The sequence below is a fragment of the Fictibacillus enclensis genome (assembly GCF_030123385.1).
GTDB lineage: Bacteria > Bacillota > Bacilli > Bacillales > Fictibacillaceae > Fictibacillus_C > Fictibacillus_C enclensis.
Genome location: NZ_CP126109.1, coordinates 369,707 through 390,652 on the forward strand (window position 1 = coordinate 369,707; position 20,946 = coordinate 390,652).

Here is a 20,946-nt window from a genome sequence, read left to right on the forward strand (position 1 = left end):
GTATATTTGCCTCATAATGGAAAAAAAGGAGATGAAATGAATGTCAGTAAGAATCCTCGTAACACCAGAAGAACTAGAAGCTATCGCACAAAAATTCAGAAGCGGATCCGACAACAGCCGCCAGCAAACACAACAGCTTTACCAGGCACTTCAATCACTTGAAGGGAAATGGGATGGAGCAACGAAAAAACGCTTCTTCGACCAATTCGAACAATCCCGCCGCCATATGGAGGCTTATGTACAGTTACTTGACAACATCGACCAAGAGCTTCGCCAAATCGCAACTCGTTTCCGCACAGTCGACGCACAATAAGGAATCGGTTGATTTCAAGCAAACCAGAAAGACTAGTCAATTCCTTTGGCTGGTCTTTTGTTTTGGGAGTTTCCTAGACATTCATTTGGATGGGATGGGAGGATATACATGACCAAACCACAGATTGATGCGTATGCCATCAGCCGGCTCGCGCAATCCATACGAGAAGACAGCGAGCGGGTAGCCAAGATCTCACATAACTTGAACCAATACCTGCAGGGCACAAGCAATGAATGGGACAGCAAGAGAAAGCAGAAGTTCATTCAGAGCCTTGAAGAAAGCAAAATGCAAATCAGCAATGCGGCGAGCCTGCTCGGGGAGTTGGCCAATCAGGTAAACAGCATTCCGGGAAAAGTGATACCGGAACCGGATAAATAAAGAGAAGAGAGATTGAGAGGAGAAGCGGCCATGCTTGTAAATCCCGATCGTTTACGAGAGTTTTCGAAAAAGATTGAGAATGAGAAAAGTACAGCGAATCAAGCGATTTCCAACTCAGCCGGGTCCGTATCCGGGGCGATGTCCTTAATCAACGCATCGGGTGCGCGGCTGACCGACTATTCATTCCTTGATACGTATCAATATGCGAAAACCCAGGTTAACCAGGTAATTTCCTCATTGTCTCATCTACAGGAAGAGCTGGAGGATGAAGCGCGTGATGTAGAGAACGCAGACAAATATGCGTTCACTATCGATTACAAGGACCTGTTCATGAATCTGGGGATTGCTTCTGCAGCCCATTATAGTAAGCTGCTGCAAATCACGACATCCAAAAAAGGAAATCATTATATTTTTAAATACAATCGTAAAGTCAGCCAGTTTCTCAAAGGGAAAATTGGCCCGGGCTGGCTCAGGGAGCGTATTCAGAAGTTCAACCGCACCATGAAGGCCCAGCGACTAAACGCCAAGACATTAACGGTCAAAGGCGGATTTCCGAATAAAATTAAAGCAAAAGTGATAAAAAGCCAGGCAAGGTCATTGCCTGAACTGTTAAAGAAAAAGACGTTCAAGAGCACAGGCGCGGATATGGTGATCAAGAAAGGCGCATTCTTTTCCAAGTTTGCCAAAGGAAATGCGGTGGTCACGTTAGTAGGGACGACGATGAGCGAAATCTCTTCCACAAAAGCAGCATTTGCTGAAAATGAAAAGAAGTATTCGGGTGAGAAGCTTCACGTTGAGAACGCCAGAACGGTGGGAGAAGCAACGAACCGCGTAGCGATGCGGACAGGCGGTGCCCTGGCCGGCGCCTATATTGGGGCAGCGGCAGGTTCTCTTCTCGGGCCGATCGGTACAGTCGCCGGAGGATTTATCGGGGCTGCCGTCGGTGATGCGGTTGGCGGCTGGGCAGCCAAATACACATCAGATTTTGCCGGCAAGGTTGCCGTAAAAACAAGAGAGACGTTCAATAACATTAAAGACGGCATCAAGGACAAAGTCTTTGGCTGGCTCTGATAAGGGAGAGGAAACATGGTCTATCAACTATCTGCTGAGGAATTGATTTTTTCATTTATCATGTCTGAAAAAATGGACGAAGCGAAACAGCTTCGTGACCAGTTGTACAGCGAGGAGCAGGAGGAGCTGTTTTCCGTCCGCCTGGATGCCGCGGCTAACGGGCTTCTTTCCAAAAACCTCATCTGTCTTACCGGACCCAATCAGGGAGAGCTAAACACAACTTATCAAGAGCTGCTGAACCAAATATCGGAAAGCAACCGCATCATCAGAACGAGTTGGATAGAAAACCAGCAGGAGACGGTTCAGGCGTTTTATTTCAATGGGGACCAAACCTTAAAGCATGTGACCAAATTCGGAGGCATCGCCCACGAGCTGCAGGCTGTGTCTGACTGGCGCAGTGAGCTTCTTGATTTTATTGCCTACCGTCCGTCAGAAAATCCTTTGTTCGAGCTGCCTCTTCCGGAAGCGGAATTTGACCGGATTCTCGAATATGCCCGTAATGAAAATGCGGATGAGATCAAAGGTTTGCTGTCCCAGCGTTCCGACAGTATCAGCGAGGTGAATGCCCTGGTGCAGGATTTGGCAGCAAGCAAAGGAATTCTCGGTAGCATTTTTATGATTTCATTCAATGAACAAAAGCAAAACGAAGGCGTGAGAAGCTATTTGTATTTAAAAGGCAGTGATCACACCTGGCTGATGACGCATGATGATGAACAGCCGATTATTACCATTCAATATTTTCATCAAGGCATTCTGGAATAGTGAGCAAGCTTCAAGGAGGTTGGGGGAATGGAATGGATTCATGTAACCTATCAGAGAAAATCCCTGCTGATTAAAGTGCTTGCTGGCCTTCTATTGTGTTCGATGGCAGTCGCCGCTTTTCTATTCAGTGACTGGGGGGAGGGAAGTCCCGGCTTTCATCTTCTGTGGACCTCTTTCCTCGTCATTGCTTTTCTGTTTTTCCTCATCATGACCGTTGTTTTTTTGTTTTTTATGTGCAAGCCAAGAAAATCCGTCTTCCTTTCCTATAATGAACAGGGGATTCTGGTGAAGGATTTGTTCATTCCTTTTGAAGAGGTGGAGGATATCCGGTATGGGCTGAACGCGTCAGACGTCAGAACGTATCTTATTCAGGGATATACGATTAAACGGCACGGGAAGGATCCAATAATCATTCCCACGTATCAGACACTGCTGGATAAAGAAGCCCTTGAACAGACGCTTGAGCCTCTTGAACAGAAAAGGGCGGCCAGGCAAAGCACCATGGGGTTCCAGTGATTGGTGCAGTAAATATATAAAACAGGTGATGCTATGTTTGCTCTGCTATTTGTACTTGTACTCATTCTTACCGCCAATCTTATTTATAGTATTCTCTTTATCTTCAGCTTCCGGGGCGTTAAACGAATGTTTGAAAGCTGTGTGGAGAACGACTTTACGATCATCGTGTCGATTGCAGCGATTCTGCTCTTTGGACCGGCCTATTACATTGCCGCCTTCGTATACAAATGGAATAGACTGCTCGCAAGGCTTGCCATGATTGTCGTTTCATTCCTCTTTTTTCTTTTGCTCGGATTGGCCATCGATGGCATGAGCAAGACGGCCTGAGAGATAAAAAGGGTGTGTATTATTGAGCGCGGGTTTTGTAAAATAATACAGAAAGCAATAGATTCATGGTTTATCATTGTCGAAAAAAGAGAATGTATATCATTGGCAATTACATAGCCTAATGGTCTCAGGGATAGGAGTTTGGCATTATGAGTTTTCAGCCGGAAGTTGGCGAAAGCATTCGCCTGTTTGGAAGGAGATATACGTTCCCCAAGCACCCCGCCGTTGTGGGAATTGATATTCCATACGGACAGGAAGGGCGCCAGGGTACGGTCTACCAGATCAAAGAAGAGAATACGAGAAATAAAGCGGCACTGAAGGTGTTCAGGGACAGGTTTAAAAATAAGAATCAGGTCCGCCTATCCGAACAGCTTAAAGACTATTCTTCCTTTTACGGGCTGTCTGCCTGTCTGCGTTCGGTGATCGAGGAAGAAGAGCATGCGAGGCTGGTCGGCCGGTATGACGACTTGAACTATGCCTTGATCATGCCATGGATCGATGGTCCTACATGGGCCGACATTCTGATGGGTGAACAGGCACTGTCCAAAGATACCTGTCTTCGTATTGCCTGCATGATGGCTTTTCTTTTAAAAGAGCTGGAAGAGGCAGGCGTGGCTCACTGTGACCTGTCATCAAGCAATGTGATGTTGCCGTTTCTTCAGGAGAGTGCCCGGCCCATTTTTGCCGATATTGAACTGATTGATATCGAGGAGCTATACGCACCCGAATTGGACGAGCCCAAAGCCCTGCCGGGTGGATCGCCCGGATATGCGGCCAATTATGTGAAGGATGGCATCTGGTCAAAGGAGGCCGACCGTTTTGCCGGAGCGGTTTTGATCGTGGAAATGGCATCCTGGCACGATAAGGAAGTTCGCAGTCTGAAAGCAGATGACTTCAGTTATTTTGATACCTATGAGATGCAGAGTAAGAGTGAACGCTATAAAAAGCTTAAAGGTGTGCTTCGGGAGACCATGGGTCAGGCAGCAGAGGAATTGTTCGAACAAGCTTGGAAGAGTGAAAGTTTGCAAGAATGTCCTTCGTTTTCACAGTGGTACGAGATTTTTCCCGAAAATGTGAAAAGCTTTGTGATGCACAGCCATGAACTGTATATGGCTTCAAAAAAACCTTCCGTGCCGCTCGGCTCCATGAGCCTGGACACCCTGCTGCAAATTGCCGCAGCGTTTGAAGGACTGGGCAATAAAAAAGCGGCGCACAGTGAGTACCAATACATCATGCAGCAGTTTCCTGAACAGAAGTCGGTCGTCGAAGAGCTGCAGATGCTGCTGAGTGATGAGGAAGAAAGCCGCCGGCCCGAGCTCGTTCCGTCGCATTATCTGGAGGCTGCCCAGCATTTTGAAAAACTCCGGGACTGGAATACCGCCCTTATTTTTTATACGCGATGCACCCAGCTGCCTTCGGTTGACTTTACGACCAAGGAAGAGCTGTCGATCATTATCGAGGAAATTCAAAATCAGATCAGGGCAGAGGCGGAGCAGCAGTCCACTGCGGAAAAACTGAAGCTGATCGCCAAGGAACGGGAACAGGCAACAGCCGCCGCACTGGCTGAGCCCTTTGAAGCGCAAATGGCGGAAAAGCAGAAATTCAACGCAAAGGTGTTCTTTTCCCGCCATTGGAAATGGATAGCCGGAACCGTTGCTGCGGTCTGCCTTGGCATCGGACTTTATTACCTGTACGAGGCAGCTCAGGAGAAGAAATGGAACGATTACATAAAGCAGGGAACCGAAGCGTTCTCTGAACGGAGATACAGCGAGGCTGAACAGTATATTCAAAAGGCGATTGATAAAAAGCCGACCGAAGATCTTTACACGAAAATGGCCACGATCTATATCAGCCAGGGGCAGAACCAGCAGGCCATTCAGTACATGAATGACTTGAAATTCAAGAAGGAACTGTCTTCGAGAAATACCGAGGCCAACTATTTGATGGGCCGCGCCTACTTTTTGGAGAAGGATTATAACGCCGCCATTCCTTATTACCAGGGAGCATACAAGGATAAAAAGAACAAATACCACCAGGACGCCATCCGTGACCTGGTTGTCAGCTATGCGTCCATTAACCAGCTGAAAAAAGCAAATGCGCTGGTGGAGCAGCTGCAAGGGAAGGACAATCAGTCCAAGGCGTTTGTGGCCTATCTAAAAGGCGATCTCGCCACCAGACAGGGGAAGAGCTCAGAGGCAGTAGATTTCTTTGAACAGTCGGTGGATTTGGATCCGGGGAACAAAAAGTACGCCAAGAAGCTTGTTGAAGCTTACATCACCAACAACAAGACGAACCAAACGGATGATGCCACAAAGGTAAAAACCTACGAAAATGCGATTACGCTGGCGAACGGACTGCTTCGCGATGATTATACGAATATCGATTACCTGAATATGACCGGCCAGCTCTACTATGAATACGGATTATATGCCGAGGATAAAAAGCAAAAGGCGAAAAGCCAAAATTTATATAAAGAAGCGTTGAACTCGTACAACCAGGTGATCGACCTGGGTATTCAGGAGAAAACAACCATTCTCAATATTGGCATTCTGTACGAAAAAGTCGGAGACAAGAAAAAGGCAGAAAAAACGTACAAGCAAGTTATCAAACTGAATCCAATTTACGGCCACGCCTATTTTGTGTACGGAATGTTCCAGATTAAAGAAAAGAACTACAAAAAAGCATTGCCGCTGCTGAAAAAGGTGATTCAAATCAACGACGACGCTACCGATGTGAGCCTTGCGAAACAGCGCATCAAAGAAATGAAATCGAAAAAGGTTTTGATCTAGGGAGGGACAACCATGGCAGACCAGGAAAATGAAAGTTTTTTAAGCCCCAAAGCGAAGAGGGTAATGCTCACATCTTCTGCCGCCTTACTTGTGGCACTTGCAGGTACCGGCACGTATTACTGGCAAACCCAAAAGACGGAGACAGCCAGCGTGGAAACCACAAAATCAGAAAAGAACAAGGGTAAACCAGCCAAAGACATCACACTCAATACCGATGACAACCAGGTCAAGGACGACAGGGATAACCAGCCAAAAAGAAGAGCAACCGAAATCTCCCCGGACAACACCGGTGACGACTTCGCCCTGAACGACGACACCGACAGCCCGGTATACCTTGTGGATGCATCCAATCCGGATGAACCGATTACGCAATTGTTTGTGGATCCGGATAAGGTTGTGATCCCAACACCGCCACCGCCGGAGATTCCTAAAGGGGATGAACCATCTTTGCCGATATTACCGCCAAATGATGATTCAGTACCAGATCTGACAGGTGATAATCCGAATAACCAGGAAAACTCAGGTACAGAAGATCCAGGTACAGAAAATCCAAATCCTGACCAACCTGGAGATCAAACGGATGATGGAACTACTACCCCTCCTGACAACGGTGGCGGTGATAATGGCGGCAATCCTGGTGACCAGGATCCGGGAACACCAGGAGGACCAACAGATCCAACTGATCCAGGAGGGCCTGGGCCTACTGATCCGACCGATCCAGGCAACGGTGGTGGGGATAATCAAGGCGATGTAAAGTGGCAGGATATGTTTCCTAAAGTGCAGTTAGTTGTTCCGGAAACAGTGTATGAAAGAGTGGTTAAGTACCATGGTGGAATAAAGGGGAATGACCCTAGAAATAAGGATCTATATAATGTAATGTCATATGGGCCAGCGGCTATAGATAACGTTGACGATGAGAAGGTTAAAGAAGATTTGATTCAATGGATAGTCGATGCAGCTGCTGAGACAAAAACAAAACAATTGTTAACACAAGAGAATTTGGCAACTTACCAAATGATATCCTCTCTTGGTTTTTCTAATAAAGAATTAGATGCTTACAAAGCTGAGGTTAGGAATGAAATCTATAAAAAGTTTGCCAAAGAAGAAATTGAAATTTATTTGAGCAAGAAAGTAAACCCTGAAAACCCAGACGAAACAAACCAGGATCAAGCTCAGCAGCCTGATCAAGAAAAAGCTCAGCAAATTCTTTACTATATAGGAACTTACAATAAAGTTGACCAGCTTGATGGTGAACCAAATGATGACTTGAATCCTAGTGATTACAGTCATGCAGATCGTGTTGTCATGGATGCTGCTTTTCAGGATATGTTGGCAAATAATTTAGCAGCAGCATTGAATAAATATCAACTTCTCGTACAATATGCACCTGCTTATCGGCAAGAAGCAAATGGATATATTCAAAATATCGTCAATAATAAAATCAATGATGAAAGAAGTAAAACTGAGCCTAGAATCCCTGGCCAATATGAGGAGATTCCAGCTGGCGAAGAGTTAAAAACAATGAATGACCTGTTTGGGAAAAAAGAGTATGTGCGTATTATTGAACAGGGTGGTAACGAGAATTTTTTATCTGAATATCCGGAGGTAAAACCTGTAGTTGATAACGCGAGCAGAGCTCTGCTGAATGAAACGAATATCTTGATTGAAAAAGGATTCATAGAAGATCAAGATGAAATTAAAAATGATGTTATTAGAAACTACCAGGTGCTTACAGAAGAATCAGGGGTACCTCAGGAAGTAAGTTCTGCTGCTGGAACAAGATTAGATGCATATTATCTTATGCTTCAGGCAGAAGAATCAGCAGATCCTTCTGAAAAGGTAATACTAGCTTCAGAATCGATTGATAAGTGGGGTGCTAATCCGAAAGATAGTAGTCCTCTTCAAGTAGCAATGAATAAAATTGCTGACAAATTGCTTAAAAAAGCTGAATCCTATTCTGCAAAAGATATGGATAAAGAGGAAAAAATATACGACTTATTAAGCACAACACCAAATGTTGATAATACGATTAAAAATAAAGCTTTTGATCGTAAAAAAGCGTTTGGATATTATCGAAAAGCAAAGAGTTTAGAGGAACAAAATAGTAATGACATAAATGTTCAGTATGATGTTATTTTTTATGGAAGTGAATCCAATAGTTTGTATAATAAACATCAAAATGATTTGATTATGATCAGCGCTGCACAAAAAATATTAAATATAGAGGTGGCGGAAGAGTCTTTCCAAAAACTTTTAAAGGCATATCGTAATATAACAAGTGCAGTAGGAATGCCAAATGATGTTAAGGCAGATGCAAAAAAGCGTCAAGAAGCTATTGATGATTACAATAAAGCGATGATTGAGAAAAAAGATAGTCATGAAAAAGTTGTAGTATATTTGAACGAAGCAACAATTAAATGGAATTTTATGAATCAGGTACTTCAATCAGAGTCAGCGAGCCTGTTAAGTGAAGCAGATAAAATTAAAGACAAAGAGCTTACTACAGCGGTTAGCTATTACAAAACGTTGCTAAATTCAGAAAAAGTAAGTAGTGAGATTAAAACAGAAGCAAAAGCAAAATTAACAGCTCTGTATGAAGAGGATAAAGCAGAAAGCAAACCTAATAACACCAGCAGCTCTGATAATCAAAAAAACACTGAAGTACCACCTGTTAAAAAAGAAGTAAGTAAAGAAAAAACAGTAGAACCATCCAAAGAAACAACTAACAAAAAAGAAACCGAACAAGTAAAGACTGAAGAAGGCAATACTGAACAAGAAAGTGTACAACAAGGTCATTCAGAAACACCAAAAGAAGAGGTATCAGAGGAAGAAGCGCAAACTACGGATGCAACGGATAACACTCCGGCTGAAGAGGAAGCTCCTCTTCCAGAGGCCGAACAAGCGGTGCCGCAAATCTAACACAAAAAGCAGCAGGACCACGAAGGTCCTGCTGCTTTTTGTTTTTATGTATTAGTCACAGAGATCAAAATCACAGCAATCCAGGCTTTTTGACTTTTTGCCTGACTGCTTTTTTCGGTTTTTTGCTTTTTTGGAATAGAGATAATACGTGCCAGCGCTGATGACCGACCCTGAACCGATCAGGGAAACACCAGCGATCACGTTTCCAACCGCAAGCACCTGGACACCGGCAACCAGTAAGCTCAATAGTGCAACAAGCTGAAGAATAAACATTCCAACCATCCTTTCCTACGAAAGTTAACTGAGTGCTTGGCTCAGCCAATCTGCCATAAACCATATGAAAAAGCACTGCCCGACTCCGCTCATGGCTCCGGTCACTACCCTTATTGTATTGGTGCTTTCCCGCCATTTCCATTGTTGTGACAGGCCATCTGCCAGCATGGGAAGCTGAAGAAGGAGTGCGATCGCAAGGCTGTGCAGCTGCGGAACAAAATAGAGGAAAGGAAGCAGCAGATAAGAGCTATAAAGTGCGGTGCATCGTGCACACAAGGCCATCGGTTTTCCGTTGATTTTCAAACAGCGTTCCGGCTTCCGGTGGCACGGCACAATAGCGAGCAGTTCTTCCTTACTCATCTGCCGGTCCCTGTTGAATTTGCTGGATTCGTTCCAGGATTCTGCGTTTTCTGTAGAGCATCATGCCCGTTTCAGCCACTTCATCAATGGTGGACTTGTTGATAAACGCCCCGAAAACAATCCCTGCTACAGGCACCATTTGAAACAATTTTTTCCACCCGAAGTTGTCCCGGTAGGCAGCGATGACCTCCCGCCAGCCCTGAAGCTGGGAGATGGCCTGGCGGTTCCGCTCGCCATCCGTCATGGATAGTTCTTCTAAAATCGCCCGTTTCCCTACATAATCCGAAGAAGCGAATTGCAGGCATTTGATGATGAAAATCCGTTCCTCTTTGCTGTTGGGATTATAGCCGTAGGAGATCGCAATTTCCTGAAGGGTTTTCAGTGACAGGCCGAGAATGATAGGAATATCGATCCCTAATGTGAACAGCCCGCCAACACCGGTTGTTGCTCCTTGTACGGTGGCCATTTTCGTACGGCTGCTTTTAAAATAAGAAGCGGTCTGGTCCATGGCGCCAAGCGGCAGGTTTGCGATGTCTGATGGAGCGAATTCCTCCTGCAGGATTCCTGTTTCTTTAAATTTTTTTAAGATGGATTTCTCGCTGACGAGATACTTGCCGCCTGTTTGAACATAGCTTCCAATCTCATCGAGAATTTGAAGCGCCTTGTCCTGCAAAAATTTTGGTGTGATTTTATCGAGAAGCTTGAAAGGGATCCGCCCAAGCTTTTCCCAAAACCATAAATCCTTTTGATCCTTTTCCCATTTCTCAACACTTTCCAATTCCTTCTGCAAAAATTCAAGAGACTCGATCGTAAACACTCCTTCATAACCTGTACCCTCATAAGGTTCTGTTTATATTTTAATATGTATTGTCATACGTGAAAAGCGGGAGGAGGATTCACATTTTAGTTTAACCGCAATTTGGCAACGGGTATTAATTGGAAATGAGACCCAGTGAGAAAGCTGTCATACAAGCAGCTGCCGGTCGATAAAGTAGTAGGAGTCAACGTTGTCTTGTCCTATACATTGAATACGATTAGCCACCAACCTGTAAATGCCTTAAAATAGAGGTAAGTACAGTAAGGAGTGAAAACAATGAGGAAAACGATCCTCACTTTCATTCTTCCGTTTCTGCTCTTAAGCTTGCCAGGCTGCAGTTTATTGGACTCAGGCAGCCCTACTGAAGAAAAAGACACACCAGGCAATGCCCTTACTCAAGCGGCGGAGAAGAATAATGAGACAGCCGATTTAAAACGTTTGGAGCTCAGCGGCTACAGCCGAAGGGTCGGTGCTACGCTAACAAGCCCCAAATACAAAGAATTCAGTGTGAATTCTTCCTTTATGGTTACGGGAAGAATCAATAATACCAAGCGTTTAAAATCAAGCTATACGCTGATTACGATCCGCAGTGAAAAAGACGGAAGCAATTTTAAGTATTTGGCACCCATCGAAAATGGACGGTTCAAGCAAAAAGTCCAGCTGTTTAACGGGAAAGGCAAATATGATGTGAGAGTCAGCCTTCCGAGCGATGAAAGCAAGGATTATTATTATGACTTGGCTCAAATGAACGTAACCAACGTGAACCCGGAAGTAAAACGCGATGTGCTGTACACGCAAAATGCGTATCAGCAGAAATTGAAGCTGAACTCCTCCATTGATGGCTACATGAAAAAAGACGGAAATGTGGATATCAAGGGATCCATCGATGATGATAAAGCGAAGGATTTGCTGGTGGAAATGTCCAAAGGAACTCAGGTCACGAAAATTATGGTTCCTGTTGAAAACGGACATTTTGATACTCAGGTGCCTCTTTATTTTGGTGAGGGCGTTCATACCCTGAAAGTCATGACACCTGCATCTAACGTGGCCAATTATTATAACGAGGCTGCTGAACTGAAAGTAGATAACACATCCGACACCATTTCCCAGCCGATCGAGTTTTCAAAAGAATACAGCGAGCGAGGATTCACACTGGAGTCTCCTGCTGCAGGCGGAATAAAAACCGATCTGGATTATGAACTTAAAGGAAAAATTGATTCGAACGCTCCGTTTGCCAAAGATACAGACACCGTGTTTGTTCAAACCAAAAAGGGATCGCTTGAAGCCATGTACGCTGTCCCTGTGAAAGACTACGCGTTTGATGGAAAGTTTTATCTTCGGTTCGGCCCCGGAAAATATGATGTGAATGTGTTTGCGCCGGAAATTTCCTCGGCCAATACAAGCGTTCAGCATTTTGTTGGCATTGCCCATTTTACGATGGAAAACAACAACCAGCATGATGCCCGTTACAGTCTCCCGTCAAGAGGCATACAATCGGACGATATGGAAATCGGCAGGCTGTCGGCTCAGTTAATGGCCAACCGGCACAATGACAAAGACAAGGCAAAAGCCGTGTACGAGTACGTAGCCAAGAACATTCAGTATGATGTCAATAAGCTCGACAAACGGTCCTTTGCTTTTGATGACAGTGCGCTTAAAACCCTTCATGAGAAAAAAGGGGTCTGTCAGGATTTTTCGTATTTGGCGATTGCTCTGCTGAGGGCAGGCGGGTTGGAAGCAAGGATGGCCATCGGATATGCCGGCCAGGACCATGCCTGGATAGAAACAAAGGTGGACGGCCGCTGGCTCACCATGGATCCGACCTGGGGTTCTGGCTATCTTCAGAACGGCCGCTTTGTCAGGAATTACACCTTGAAATATTTTGATCCAAACCCCGAGGAATTTAAGAAGTCCCATACGAAGTCTGGAATTGAATATTAAGGTAAGCCCGGGACTCAGGTCTCAGGGCTTTCTTTATTTTTTAATAACGAGTAGAGTAGGAACTGTGAACTTAAGGGAAAATAAGGCGAGAAAGGTGTGAAGAACGATGATGCGGCATGAAGATTTGACACTACATACCGACAAGTACCAGATCAATATGATGTATGCTCATTGGAAAAACGGTACACAAAATAAAAAATGCGTTTGCGAAGCATTTTATCGCAAAAACCCGTTTGGCAATGGCTATGCTGTATTTGCAGGGCTTGAACGTATTGTTTATTATTTGCAGAATCTGCGCTTTACAGAAGAAGATATCAATTATTTAAAAGAACAGGAAGAACAATATGAGGAAGGATTTCTTCAGGAACTGAGGGAATTCCGGTTCACGGGAAGCCTGGCTTCAGTCCAGGAAGGGAGCATCGTCTTTCCAAGAGAGCCGCTCCTCCGGATCGAAGCGAGAATTTTTGAAGCTCATCTGATCGAAACGGCTCTATTGAACTTCATGAATTACCAAACCTTGATCGCGACCAAAGCGGCAAGAATTAAGCAGGTGGCACCTGAAGATTACTTTATGGAATTCGGATCGCGCCGCGCGCAGGAAGCGGACGCTGCCATCTGGGGAGCAAGAGCGGCCTATATTGCCGGTTTTGGAGCTACCTCCAATTTGTTGGCAGGCAAATACTTTGGGATTCCGACCAAGGGCACTCACGCTCACTCCTGGGTACAAAGCTTTGAAACGGAAGAAGAGTCTTTCCGGAAGTTTGCCGAAGCTCTTCCGGATCAAAGCACCTTGCTCGTTGACACATACGATACGTTGAAAAGCGGAATTCCAAATGCCATCAAAATTGGCCTGGAATTGAAAGAAAAAGGGAAGGCACTTAAAGGCATCCGCCTCGACAGCGGGGATCTTGCGTATCTTTCCATTCAGGCGAGAAGAATGCTGGATGAAGCCGGATTGACGGATACGGTCATCGTTGGCTCCAACGATCTGGATGAAGAAGTAATCTCTGAGCTGAAAAGCCAGGGTGCTACAATCACTTCCTGGGGCGTGGGAACCCAGCTCATTACAGCTGCTGACCAGCCGGCACTTGGCGGAGTGTACAAGCTTGTTGCCCGTGAAAGCAATGGCGAGTATGTTCCAACCATAAAAGTATCAGGCAATGTGGAAAAAGTGACAAACCCGGGCTTCAAGACGGTATATCGTATCGTAAACGAAGACACAGGGAAAGCCGAAGCGGATTACATTGCGATGGTAGGCGAAACCCTTCCGGAAAAAGACATCTACCTTTTTGATCCGGTGGAAACCTATAAAAGCAAAACCATCCATAACTACCGAGCGGAAGAACTGCTCAAGCCGGTCTTTAATGAGGGAGAACTTGTTTATGACTTGCCGCAGGTGGATGAAATCAAATCTCATTTCCGCAGCCAGATTAAGATGTTCTGGCCTCAGCACATGCGAAAGCTGAATCCGCAGACCTATCATGTGGACCTCAGCGAAAAAGCATGGACTACAAAAATGGAGCTCCTTAAAGAAGCAACCAAATAATCATTCCAAGAGCCCGGTCGTTTTCATCTGCGGGCTCTTTTTTTATTTTGATAAAAAGGGTTGACCACTCCTGAAATCGCTGGTATAGTAGTAAACGTTGCTGCTTTTGATACATACTTTCCTTCAAAAAAACATTGAAAAAAGTTGTTGACTTAGCAAGCAGGATTTGATAAGATATTTCTTGTCGCCAACGAGAGCGACGGAAACAAACAGTTCTTTGAAAACCAAACAAAAGCCAGAGTAAGTCAGGGATTTTACAATCCCATCAATTTCTTATTTTTAAACATTAAGAGCTATATCAAACACTTTATTGGAGAGTTTGATCCTGGCTCAGGATGAACGCTGGCGGCGTGCCTAATACATGCAAGTCGAGCGAATGACGAGGAGCTTGCTCCTCTGATTTAGCGGCGGACGGGTGAGTAACACGTGGGTAACCTGCCTGTAAGACGGGGATAACTCCGGGAAACCGGAGCTAATACCGGATGATAACGAGAAGCGCCTGCTTCTTTTTTGAAAGTCGGTTTCGGCTGACGCTTACAGATGGGCCCGCGGCGCATTAGCTAGTTGGTGAGGTAACGGCTCACCAAGGCGACGATGCGTAGCCGACCTGAGAGGGTGATCGGCCACACTGGGACTGAGACACGGCCCAGACTCCTACGGGAGGCAGCAGTAGGGAATCTTCGGCAATGGACGAAAGTCTGACCGAGCAACGCCGCGTGAGCGATGAAGGCCTTCGGGTCGTAAAGCTCTGTTGTCAGAGAAGAACAAGTACCGGAGTAACTGCCGGTACCTTGACGGTACCTGACCAGAAAGCCACGGCTAACTACGTGCCAGCAGCCGCGGTAATACGTAGGTGGCAAGCGTTATCCGGAATTATTGGGCGTAAAGCGCGCGCAGGCGGTCTTTTAAGTCTGATGTGAAAGCCCACGGCTCAACCGTGGAGGGTCATTGGAAACTGGGAGACTTGAGTGCAGGAGAGAAAAGTGGAATTCCACGTGTAGCGGTGAAATGCGTAGAGATGTGGAGGAACACCAGTGGCGAAGGCGGCTTTTTGGCCTGTAACTGACGCTGAGGCGCGAAAGCGTGGGGAGCAAACAGGATTAGATACCCTGGTAGTCCACGCCGTAAACGATGAGTGCTAGGTGTTGGGGGGTTCCACCCTCAGTGCTGACGTTAACACATTAAGCACTCCGCCTGGGGAGTACGGCCGCAAGGCTGAAACTCAAAGGAATTGACGGGGGCCCGCACAAGCAGTGGAGCATGTGGTTTAATTCGAAGCAACGCGAAGAACCTTACCAGGTCTTGACATCCTCTGACCACTTGAGAGATCAAGCTTTCCCCTTCGGGGGACAGAGTGACAGGTGGTGCATGGTTGTCGTCAGCTCGTGTCGTGAGATGTTGGGTTAAGTCCCGCAACGAGCGCAACCCTTGACCTTAGTTGCCAGCATTCAGTTGGGCACTCTAAGGTGACTGCCGGTGACAAACCGGAGGAAGGTGGGGATGACGTCAAATCATCATGCCCCTTATGACCTGGGCTACACACGTGCTACAATGGGTGGTACAAAGGGTTGCGAAGCCGCGAGGCCGAGCCAATCCCAAAAAGCCACTCTCAGTTCGGATTGTAGGCTGCAACTCGCCTACATGAAGCCGGAATTGCTAGTAATCGCGGATCAGCATGCCGCGGTGAATACGTTCCCGGGCCTTGTACACACCGCCCGTCACACCACGAGAGTTTGTAACACCCGAAGTCGGTGGGGTAACCTTTTGGAGCCAGCCGCCGAAGGTGGGACAGATGATTGGGGTGAAGTCGTAACAAGGTAGCCGTATCGGAAGGTGCGGCTGGATCACCTCCTTTCTATGGAGACATGAGCACTCAGGTGCCTCATGAATCTTACTCTGAGCTTTTGTTTGGTTTTGAGAGAACTTCTCTCTATATATGGTGCATGGGCCTATAGCTCAGCTGGTTAGAGCGCACGCCTGATAAGCGTGAGGTCGATGGTTCGAGTCCATTTAGGCCCACCATACACATTCTAATAAAGACAAGATGGGGCCTTAGCTCAGCTGGGAGAGCGCCTGCCTTGCACGCAGGAGGTCAGCGGTTCGATCCCGCTAGGCTCCACCATTAGAAAATGCTGTTGACATTTTCTTTTTTAGTCGGTATAATATAAAAGTTGTCTCTTGAAGGCAACACCGATGAAATGCACGTCATGTTCCTTGAAAACTAGATAACGAAACATCCAAACAAGCCAACTAATTCATTAGTTGTGCGCTGATTTAGTACTATTTTTAACGATCTTACGATCGTGTTAAAGGTTAAGCTAGAAAGGGCGCACGGTGGATGCCTTGGCACTAGGAGCCGAAGAAGGACGGGACGAACACCGATATGCCTCGGGGAGCTGTAAGTAAGCGTTGATCCGGGGATTTCCGAATGGGGGAACCCACCATCCGTAATGGGATGGTATCCATATCTGAATACATAGGATATGAGAAGGCAGACCCGGGGAACTGAAACATCTAAGTACCCGGAGGAAGAGAAAGCAAATGCGATTTCCTGAGTAGCGGCGAGCGAAACGGAAACAGCCCAAACCAGAGGGCTTGCCCTCTGGGGTTGTAGGACACTCTACATGGAGTTACAAAGGAACGGGGTAGATGAAGCGGTCTGGAAAGGCCGGCCAAAGAAGGTAACAGCCCTGTAGTTGAAACTTCGTTCCCTCCTGAGTGGATCCTGAGTACGGCGGGACACGTGAAACCCCGTCGGAATCCGGGAGGACCATCTCCCAAGGCTAAATACTCCCTAGTGACCGATAGTGAACCAGTACCGTGAGGGAAAGGTGAAAAGCACCCCGGAAGGGGAGTGAAAGAGATCCTGAAACCGTGTGCCTACAAGTAGTTGGAGCCCATTAACGGGTGACAGCGTGCCTTTTGTAGAATGAACCGGCGAGTTACGATAACGTGCAAGGTTAAGCCGAGAAGGCGGAGCCGCAGCGAAAGCGAGTCTGAATAGGGCGCCATAGTACGTTGTCGTAGACCCGAAACCGTGTGATCTACCCATGTCCAGGGTGAAGTTCAGGTAACACTGAATGGAGGCCCGAACCCACGCACGTTGAAAAGTGCGGGGATGAGGTGTGGGTAGGGGTGAAATGCCAATCGAACACGGAGATAGCTGGTTCTCCCCGAAATAGCTTTAGGGCTAGCCTCGCGGCTAGAGTCCTGGAGGTAGAGCACTGATTGGACTAGGGGCCCCCACAGGGTTACCGAATTCAGTCAAACTCCGAATGCCAGAGACTTATCCGCGGGAGTCAGACTGCGAGTGATAAGATCCGTAGTCAAGAGGGAAACAGCCCAGACCATCAGCTAAGGTCCCAAAGTATACGTTAAGTGGGAAAGGATGTGGAGTTGCCCAGACAACCAGGATGTTGGCTTAGAAGCAGCCACCATTTAAAGAGTGCGTAATAGCTCACTGGTCGAGTGACTCTGCGCCGAAAATGTACCGGGGCTAAACGTATCACCGAAGCTATGGATTGTACCGTCAGGTACAGTGGTAGGGGAGCGTTCGAAGTGCGGTGAAGTCAGACCGGAAGGACTGGTGGAGCGCTTTGAAGTGAGAATGCCGGTATGAGTAGCGAAAGACAAGTGAGAATCTTGTCCATCGAAAGCCTAAGGTTTCCTGAGGAAGGCTCGTCCGCTCAGGGTTAGTCGGGACCTAAGCCGAGGCCGAAAGGCGTAGGCGATGGCCAACAGGTTGAAATTCCTGTACCACCTCCTTTCCGTTTGAACGACGGGGGGACGCAGGAAGGTAGGGAGAGCGCGCGAATGGAAATGCGCGTCTAAGCAGTTAGGCTGATTGTGAGGCAAATCCCGCAATCGTGAAGGCTGAGCTGTGACGGCGAGGGAAATTACAGTACCGAAGTCCCTGATCCTACACTGCCAAGAAAAGCCTCTAGTGAGGAAAGAGGTGCCCGTACCGCAAACCGACACAGGTAGGCGAGGAGAGAATCCTAAGATGATCGGGAGAACTCTCGTTAAGGAACTCGGCAAAATGACCCCGTAACTTCGGGAGAAGGGGTGCTCTGGTAGGGTTTATCGCCCGAGAGAGCCGCAGTGAATAGATCCAAGCGACTGTTTAGCAAAAACACAGGTCTCTGCGAAGCCGCAAGGCGAAGTATAGGGGCTGACACCTGCCCGGTGCTGGAAGGTTAAGAGGAGGGGTTATCCCTTAGGGGAGAAGCTCTGAATTGAAGCCCCAGTAAACGGCGGCCGTAACTATAACGGTCCTAAGGTAGCGAAATTCCTTGTCGGGTAAGTTCCGACCCGCACGAAAGGTGTAACGATTTGGATACTGTCTCAACGAGAGACCCGGTGAAATTATAGTACCTGTGAAGATGCAGGTTACCCGCGACAGGACGGAAAGACCCCATGGAGCTTTACTGCAGCTTGATATTGGATTTTGGTACAGTTTGTACAGGATAGGTAGGAGCCTGAGAAGTCGGAGCGCCAGCTTCGATGGAGGCGTCGGTGGGATACTACCCTGACTGTATTGAAATTCTAACCTGGAACCGTGATCCGGTTCGGAGACAGTGTCAGGTGGGCAGTTTGACTGGGGCGGTCGCCTCCTAAATCGTAACGGAGGCGCCCAAAGGTTCCCTCAGAATGGTTGGAAATCATTCGCAGAGTGTAAAGGCACAAGGGAGCTTGACTGCGAGACCTACAAGTCGAGCAGGGACGAAAGTCGGGCTTAGTGATCCGGTGGTTCCGCATGGAAGGGCCATCGCTCAACGGATAAAAGCTACCCTGGGGATAACAGGCTTATCTCCCCCAAGAGTCCACATCGACGGGGAGGTTTGGCACCTCGATGTCGGCTCATCGCATCCTGGGGCTGAAGTAGGTCCCAAGGGTTGGGCTGTTCGCCCATTAAAGCGGTACGCGAGCTGGGTTCAGAACGTCGTGAGACAGTTCGGTCCCTATCCGTCGCGGGCGCAGGAAATTTGAGAGGAGCTGTCCTTAGTACGAGAGGACCGGGATGGACACACCGCTGGTGTACCAGTTGTTCCGCCAGGGGCATAGCTGGGTAGCTACGTGTGGACGGGATAAGTGCTGAAAGCATCTAAGCATGAAGCCCCCCTCAAGATGAGATTTCCCATCACGTCAAGTGAGTAAGACCCCTTAGAGATGATGAGGTTGATAGGTCTGGTGTGGAAGCGTGGTGACACGTGGAGCTGACAGATACTAATCGGTCGAGGGCTTATCCTTAATTAACTAAAGCGGAATGAACCGTTTATATCCGACAAGCGTTGGAGACCCTGACAAGAACACGGTTTTGGTGTTCGTCGGAAGGGGCGAAACGACCTCGAGGATATGGTTCATGGAGCTGGACGTTATCATCAGCGAATGTTTGGATGAAGGTTATCTAGTTTTGAGGGAATATGCCTCAAAAACAAAAGGTTTGTCAGCGACAAGAGATTCGAGGAAGCAAAACGACGACTCTCCGGAGTGTACTTTACCGTACATGAGGAAGAGGAGGAGTGAAGCTGACGAAGAAAATCGCCGTTGATCACAAACCGATATATGTCTGGTGGCAATAGCGAAGAGGTCACACCCGTTCCCATACCGAACACGGAAGTTAAGCTCTTTTGCGCCGATGGTAGTTGGGGGCTTCCCCCTGTTAGAGTAGGACGTTGCCGGGCAAAAAGGGCGGGACGAATGAAAATTCGTTCCGTTCTTTTTTTTGTTCTTTTTTTGTTGAAATAGTGTTTGTGAAGTCAGAATTGAACCGAAATTAAAATAAAGGAACCAAAATAGTATTTAATTGAATTAGGCGGAACTACATGATAATTGGGCGAAAAGTTATCATAATTGAGCAAAACATTGAACGGAAGGCGAGAATTGCAGGGAATCATTACATAATTGCACCGATCAGCGCCTTAATTGCACGAAACTAGCCAATAATTGCATGCAACAGAGTTATTTGAACGAAAGGAACAATTCAGACTTCTTCCCAGCCACATGCCGCGTCAAAAATCCCACAAAACCCCAACTAAACATAATCCCACTATCTCCCTCATATATTGGTGTAATGGTGATCCCATTAAAACCGTAAAGAGGGATAGCTCATGAAAATTTCGATTAAAAGTGTAAATGTAGATGCAATCATGATGAAGGGTTCTCTTAACATCGGTAAAACGCTCATAATCAAACGGTATTCCTTACAAAAGGAAGCGAAGCAAAACAGCCAAAACCCGGGTGAATCCCAAACCCAGGGGCCGTCATCAGCTTCAAAAAAGCCGAAAACAACTCCCGTACAGGCTGACATCGATAATATTAAAAAGCAGTCTGAAGAAATGGCAGCCGAGCTTCTGGCGAATGCCTGCCTTCTTTACTACATCGCAATCATGCTGGTGTCCAATCCTTAAACGGTTTTAAAATCCACCACAACGAAAAAACGACCCAGAGGGCTTCAAACAGGCCTCTGGGTCTTATTCAAAATAGTCGTAGATTTTTACTTTTTGATTTTCTTTTTCCTGTTTCAGGCGCTGGAGGCGCACATAAAGCAGTCCACGATAGTAGCCGGCATCCAGCGGTCGGTCTTCTACTGAATGGGGGAGAGGAATTTCCCGTTCGATCGGACCTGATACAATTTCCTCGGTAACACACGTAAATTTTTTTATGGAAAAATCGATGTTTCCTGTGACCTTCAGGGTGCGGTAATGTACGTACAGATTCACATCTTCAATATTTTTTACACCCGGGAGATTAATTAAGCAGTAAATTTCTTCTTTGTTTTCATATATATTAACTAGAGGCCCTTGGTTTGCTAATCCAAATTCTTTAAAGTCTTCAAAGAAGTCCTTACCGAGTACCTGGTCGGCATACTTTTTCCATTCGTTTCCCTTGCCCCATGAAGGATTCATAGCTCTCACTCCCTTGCCCTGACAGT

General features: G+C 46.7%; 15 protein-coding genes, 2 tRNA genes and 3 rRNA genes. 16 read left to right on the top strand and 4 right to left on the bottom strand.

Translation table 11 applies throughout. The features are described 5' to 3' along the window. Positions 1 to 40: 40 nt before the first annotated feature. The 8 genes from QNH15_RS02000 (at position 41) to QNH15_RS02035 (ending at position 9,075) form a co-directional block, all read left to right on the top strand. Complete coding sequence (locus QNH15_RS02000; protein ID WP_061975586.1) at positions 41 to 313, top strand: WXG100 family type VII secretion target; 273 nt, start codon at positions 41 to 43, stop codon at positions 311 to 313. A gap of 108 nt (positions 314 to 421) precedes the next feature. Beyond that, on the top strand, positions 422 to 691 hold the full coding sequence (locus tag QNH15_RS02005) for a hypothetical protein (RefSeq protein ID WP_283892177.1): 270 nt from the start codon (positions 422 to 424) through the stop codon (positions 689 to 691). A 12-nt stretch (positions 692 to 703) separates the two neighbouring features. After that, complete coding sequence (locus QNH15_RS02010; protein ID WP_283892178.1) at positions 704 to 1,762, top strand: hypothetical protein; 1,059 nt, start codon at positions 704 to 706, stop codon at positions 1,760 to 1,762. 15 nt (positions 1,763 to 1,777) lie between these two features. Beyond that, positions 1,778 to 2,524 carry a hypothetical protein gene (locus QNH15_RS02015; protein ID WP_283892179.1) on the top strand — a complete coding sequence of 249 codons (747 nt, stop codon included), beginning with the start codon at positions 1,778 to 1,780 and terminating at the stop codon, positions 2,522 to 2,524. Positions 2,525 to 2,551: 27 nt separating this feature from the next. Beyond that, entirely contained in the window at positions 2,552 to 3,040 is a 489-nt protein-coding gene (locus tag QNH15_RS02020; protein WP_283892181.1) for a DUF5381 family protein, read from the top strand. 33 nt (positions 3,041 to 3,073) lie between these two features. Continuing rightward, positions 3,074 to 3,367: a hypothetical protein gene (locus QNH15_RS02025; protein ID WP_283892183.1), complete on the top strand. Its 294-nt coding sequence runs from the start codon at positions 3,074 to 3,076 to the stop codon at positions 3,365 to 3,367. Between the two features lie 149 nt (positions 3,368 to 3,516). Continuing rightward, positions 3,517 to 6,156: a tetratricopeptide repeat protein gene (locus tag QNH15_RS02030; RefSeq protein WP_283892185.1), complete on the top strand. Its 2,640-nt coding sequence runs from the start codon at positions 3,517 to 3,519 to the stop codon at positions 6,154 to 6,156. Positions 6,157 to 6,168: 12 nt separating this feature from the next. Next, a complete protein-coding gene (locus tag QNH15_RS02035) occupies positions 6,169 to 9,075 on the top strand; it encodes a hypothetical protein (protein ID WP_283892187.1) in 2,907 nt (968 codons plus the stop codon). Between the two features lie 51 nt (positions 9,076 to 9,126). Here the strand turns inward: QNH15_RS02035 and QNH15_RS02040 are convergent, their stop codons facing one another. Genes QNH15_RS02040 through QNH15_RS02050 form a run of 3 tightly spaced genes read right to left on the bottom strand, consistent with a single transcriptional unit; the run spans position 9,127 to position 10,525 of the window. Continuing rightward, entirely contained in the window at positions 9,127 to 9,348 is a 222-nt protein-coding gene (locus tag QNH15_RS02040; RefSeq protein WP_283892189.1) for a hypothetical protein, read from the bottom strand. 24 nt (positions 9,349 to 9,372) lie between these two features. Beyond that, entirely contained in the window at positions 9,373 to 9,708 is a 336-nt protein-coding gene (locus tag QNH15_RS02045; RefSeq protein ID WP_283892191.1) for a DUF2085 domain-containing protein, read from the bottom strand. Next, positions 9,701 to 10,525: an EcsC family protein gene (locus QNH15_RS02050; RefSeq protein ID WP_283892192.1), complete on the bottom strand. Its 825-nt coding sequence runs from the start codon at positions 10,523 to 10,525 to the stop codon at positions 9,701 to 9,703. Before QNH15_RS02050 ends, QNH15_RS02045 begins: the two co-directional genes overlap by 8 nt. 276 nt (positions 10,526 to 10,801) lie before the next feature. Between QNH15_RS02050 and QNH15_RS02055 the strand changes: the two genes are divergently transcribed. The 8 genes from QNH15_RS02055 to QNH15_RS02090 all read left to right on the top strand — a co-directional run bounded on the left by QNH15_RS02055 (position 10,802) and on the right by QNH15_RS02090 (position 20,422). Then, positions 10,802 to 12,466, top strand: a complete 1,665-nt coding sequence (locus QNH15_RS02055; RefSeq protein ID WP_283892194.1) for a transglutaminase domain-containing protein — start codon at positions 10,802 to 10,804, stop codon at positions 12,464 to 12,466. A gap of 109 nt (positions 12,467 to 12,575) precedes the next feature. Next, positions 12,576 to 14,012 (top strand): nicotinate phosphoribosyltransferase, encoded by a 1,437-nt coding sequence (locus tag QNH15_RS02060; RefSeq protein ID WP_283895398.1) that lies wholly within the window; start codon positions 12,576 to 12,578, stop codon positions 14,010 to 14,012. 307 nt (positions 14,013 to 14,319) lie between these two features. Next, a 16S ribosomal RNA gene (locus tag QNH15_RS02065) occupies positions 14,320 to 15,867 on the top strand. Between the two features lie 90 nt (positions 15,868 to 15,957). After that, positions 15,958 to 16,034 (top strand) — tRNA-Ile (locus QNH15_RS02070). 24 nt (positions 16,035 to 16,058) lie between these two features. Then, a tRNA-Ala gene (locus QNH15_RS02075) sits at positions 16,059 to 16,134 on the top strand. A 189-nt stretch (positions 16,135 to 16,323) separates the two neighbouring features. After that, positions 16,324 to 19,262 (top strand): 23S ribosomal RNA (locus tag QNH15_RS02080). 318 nt (positions 19,263 to 19,580) lie between these two features. Next, positions 19,581 to 19,696: ribosomal RNA gene (gene rrf / locus QNH15_RS02085) — 5S ribosomal RNA — on the top strand. Together the 16S, 23S and 5S rRNA genes with 2 tRNA genes alongside form the textbook arrangement of a ribosomal RNA operon. A 426-nt stretch (positions 19,697 to 20,122) precedes the next feature. Beyond that, positions 20,123 to 20,422: a hypothetical protein gene (locus QNH15_RS02090; protein ID WP_283892195.1), complete on the top strand. Its 300-nt coding sequence runs from the start codon at positions 20,123 to 20,125 to the stop codon at positions 20,420 to 20,422. Positions 20,423 to 20,485: 63 nt separating this feature from the next. Here the strand turns inward: QNH15_RS02090 and QNH15_RS02095 are convergent, their stop codons facing one another. Beyond that, entirely contained in the window at positions 20,486 to 20,920 is a 435-nt protein-coding gene (locus QNH15_RS02095) for an Hsp20/alpha crystallin family protein (protein ID WP_061975024.1), read from the bottom strand. Between the last annotated feature and the right edge of the window lie 26 nt (positions 20,921 to 20,946).

Excerpts from the sequence above, each read along its gene's own strand:
- QNH15_RS02015 (WP_283892179.1), top strand. The coding sequence starts at position 1,778 with ATGGTCTATCAACTATCTGCTGAGGAATTGATTTTTTCATTTATCATG.
- QNH15_RS02040 (WP_283892189.1), bottom strand. The coding sequence starts at position 9,348 with ATGTTTATTCTTCAGCTTGTTGCACTATTGAGCTTACTGGTTGCCGGT.
- QNH15_RS02095 (WP_061975024.1), bottom strand. The coding sequence starts at position 20,920 with ATGAATCCTTCATGGGGCAAGGGAAACGAATGGAAAAAGTATGCCGAC.
- QNH15_RS02090 (WP_283892195.1), top strand. The coding sequence starts at position 20,123 with ATGAAAATTTCGATTAAAAGTGTAAATGTAGATGCAATCATGATGAAG.
- QNH15_RS02000 (WP_061975586.1), top strand. The coding sequence starts at position 41 with ATGTCAGTAAGAATCCTCGTAACACCAGAAGAACTAGAAGCTATCGCA.
- QNH15_RS02060 (WP_283895398.1), top strand. The coding sequence starts at position 12,576 with ATGCGGCATGAAGATTTGACACTACATACCGACAAGTACCAGATCAAT.
- QNH15_RS02005 (WP_283892177.1), top strand. The coding sequence starts at position 422 with ATGACCAAACCACAGATTGATGCGTATGCCATCAGCCGGCTCGCGCAA.
- QNH15_RS02055 (WP_283892194.1), top strand. The coding sequence starts at position 10,802 with ATGAGGAAAACGATCCTCACTTTCATTCTTCCGTTTCTGCTCTTAAGC.
- QNH15_RS02030 (WP_283892185.1), top strand. The coding sequence starts at position 3,517 with ATGAGTTTTCAGCCGGAAGTTGGCGAAAGCATTCGCCTGTTTGGAAGG.
- QNH15_RS02045 (WP_283892191.1), bottom strand. The coding sequence starts at position 9,708 with ATGAGTAAGGAAGAACTGCTCGCTATTGTGCCGTGCCACCGGAAGCCG.
- QNH15_RS02035 (WP_283892187.1), top strand. The coding sequence starts at position 6,169 with ATGGCAGACCAGGAAAATGAAAGTTTTTTAAGCCCCAAAGCGAAGAGG.
- QNH15_RS02025 (WP_283892183.1), top strand. The coding sequence starts at position 3,074 with ATGTTTGCTCTGCTATTTGTACTTGTACTCATTCTTACCGCCAATCTT.
- QNH15_RS02020 (WP_283892181.1), top strand. The coding sequence starts at position 2,552 with ATGGAATGGATTCATGTAACCTATCAGAGAAAATCCCTGCTGATTAAA.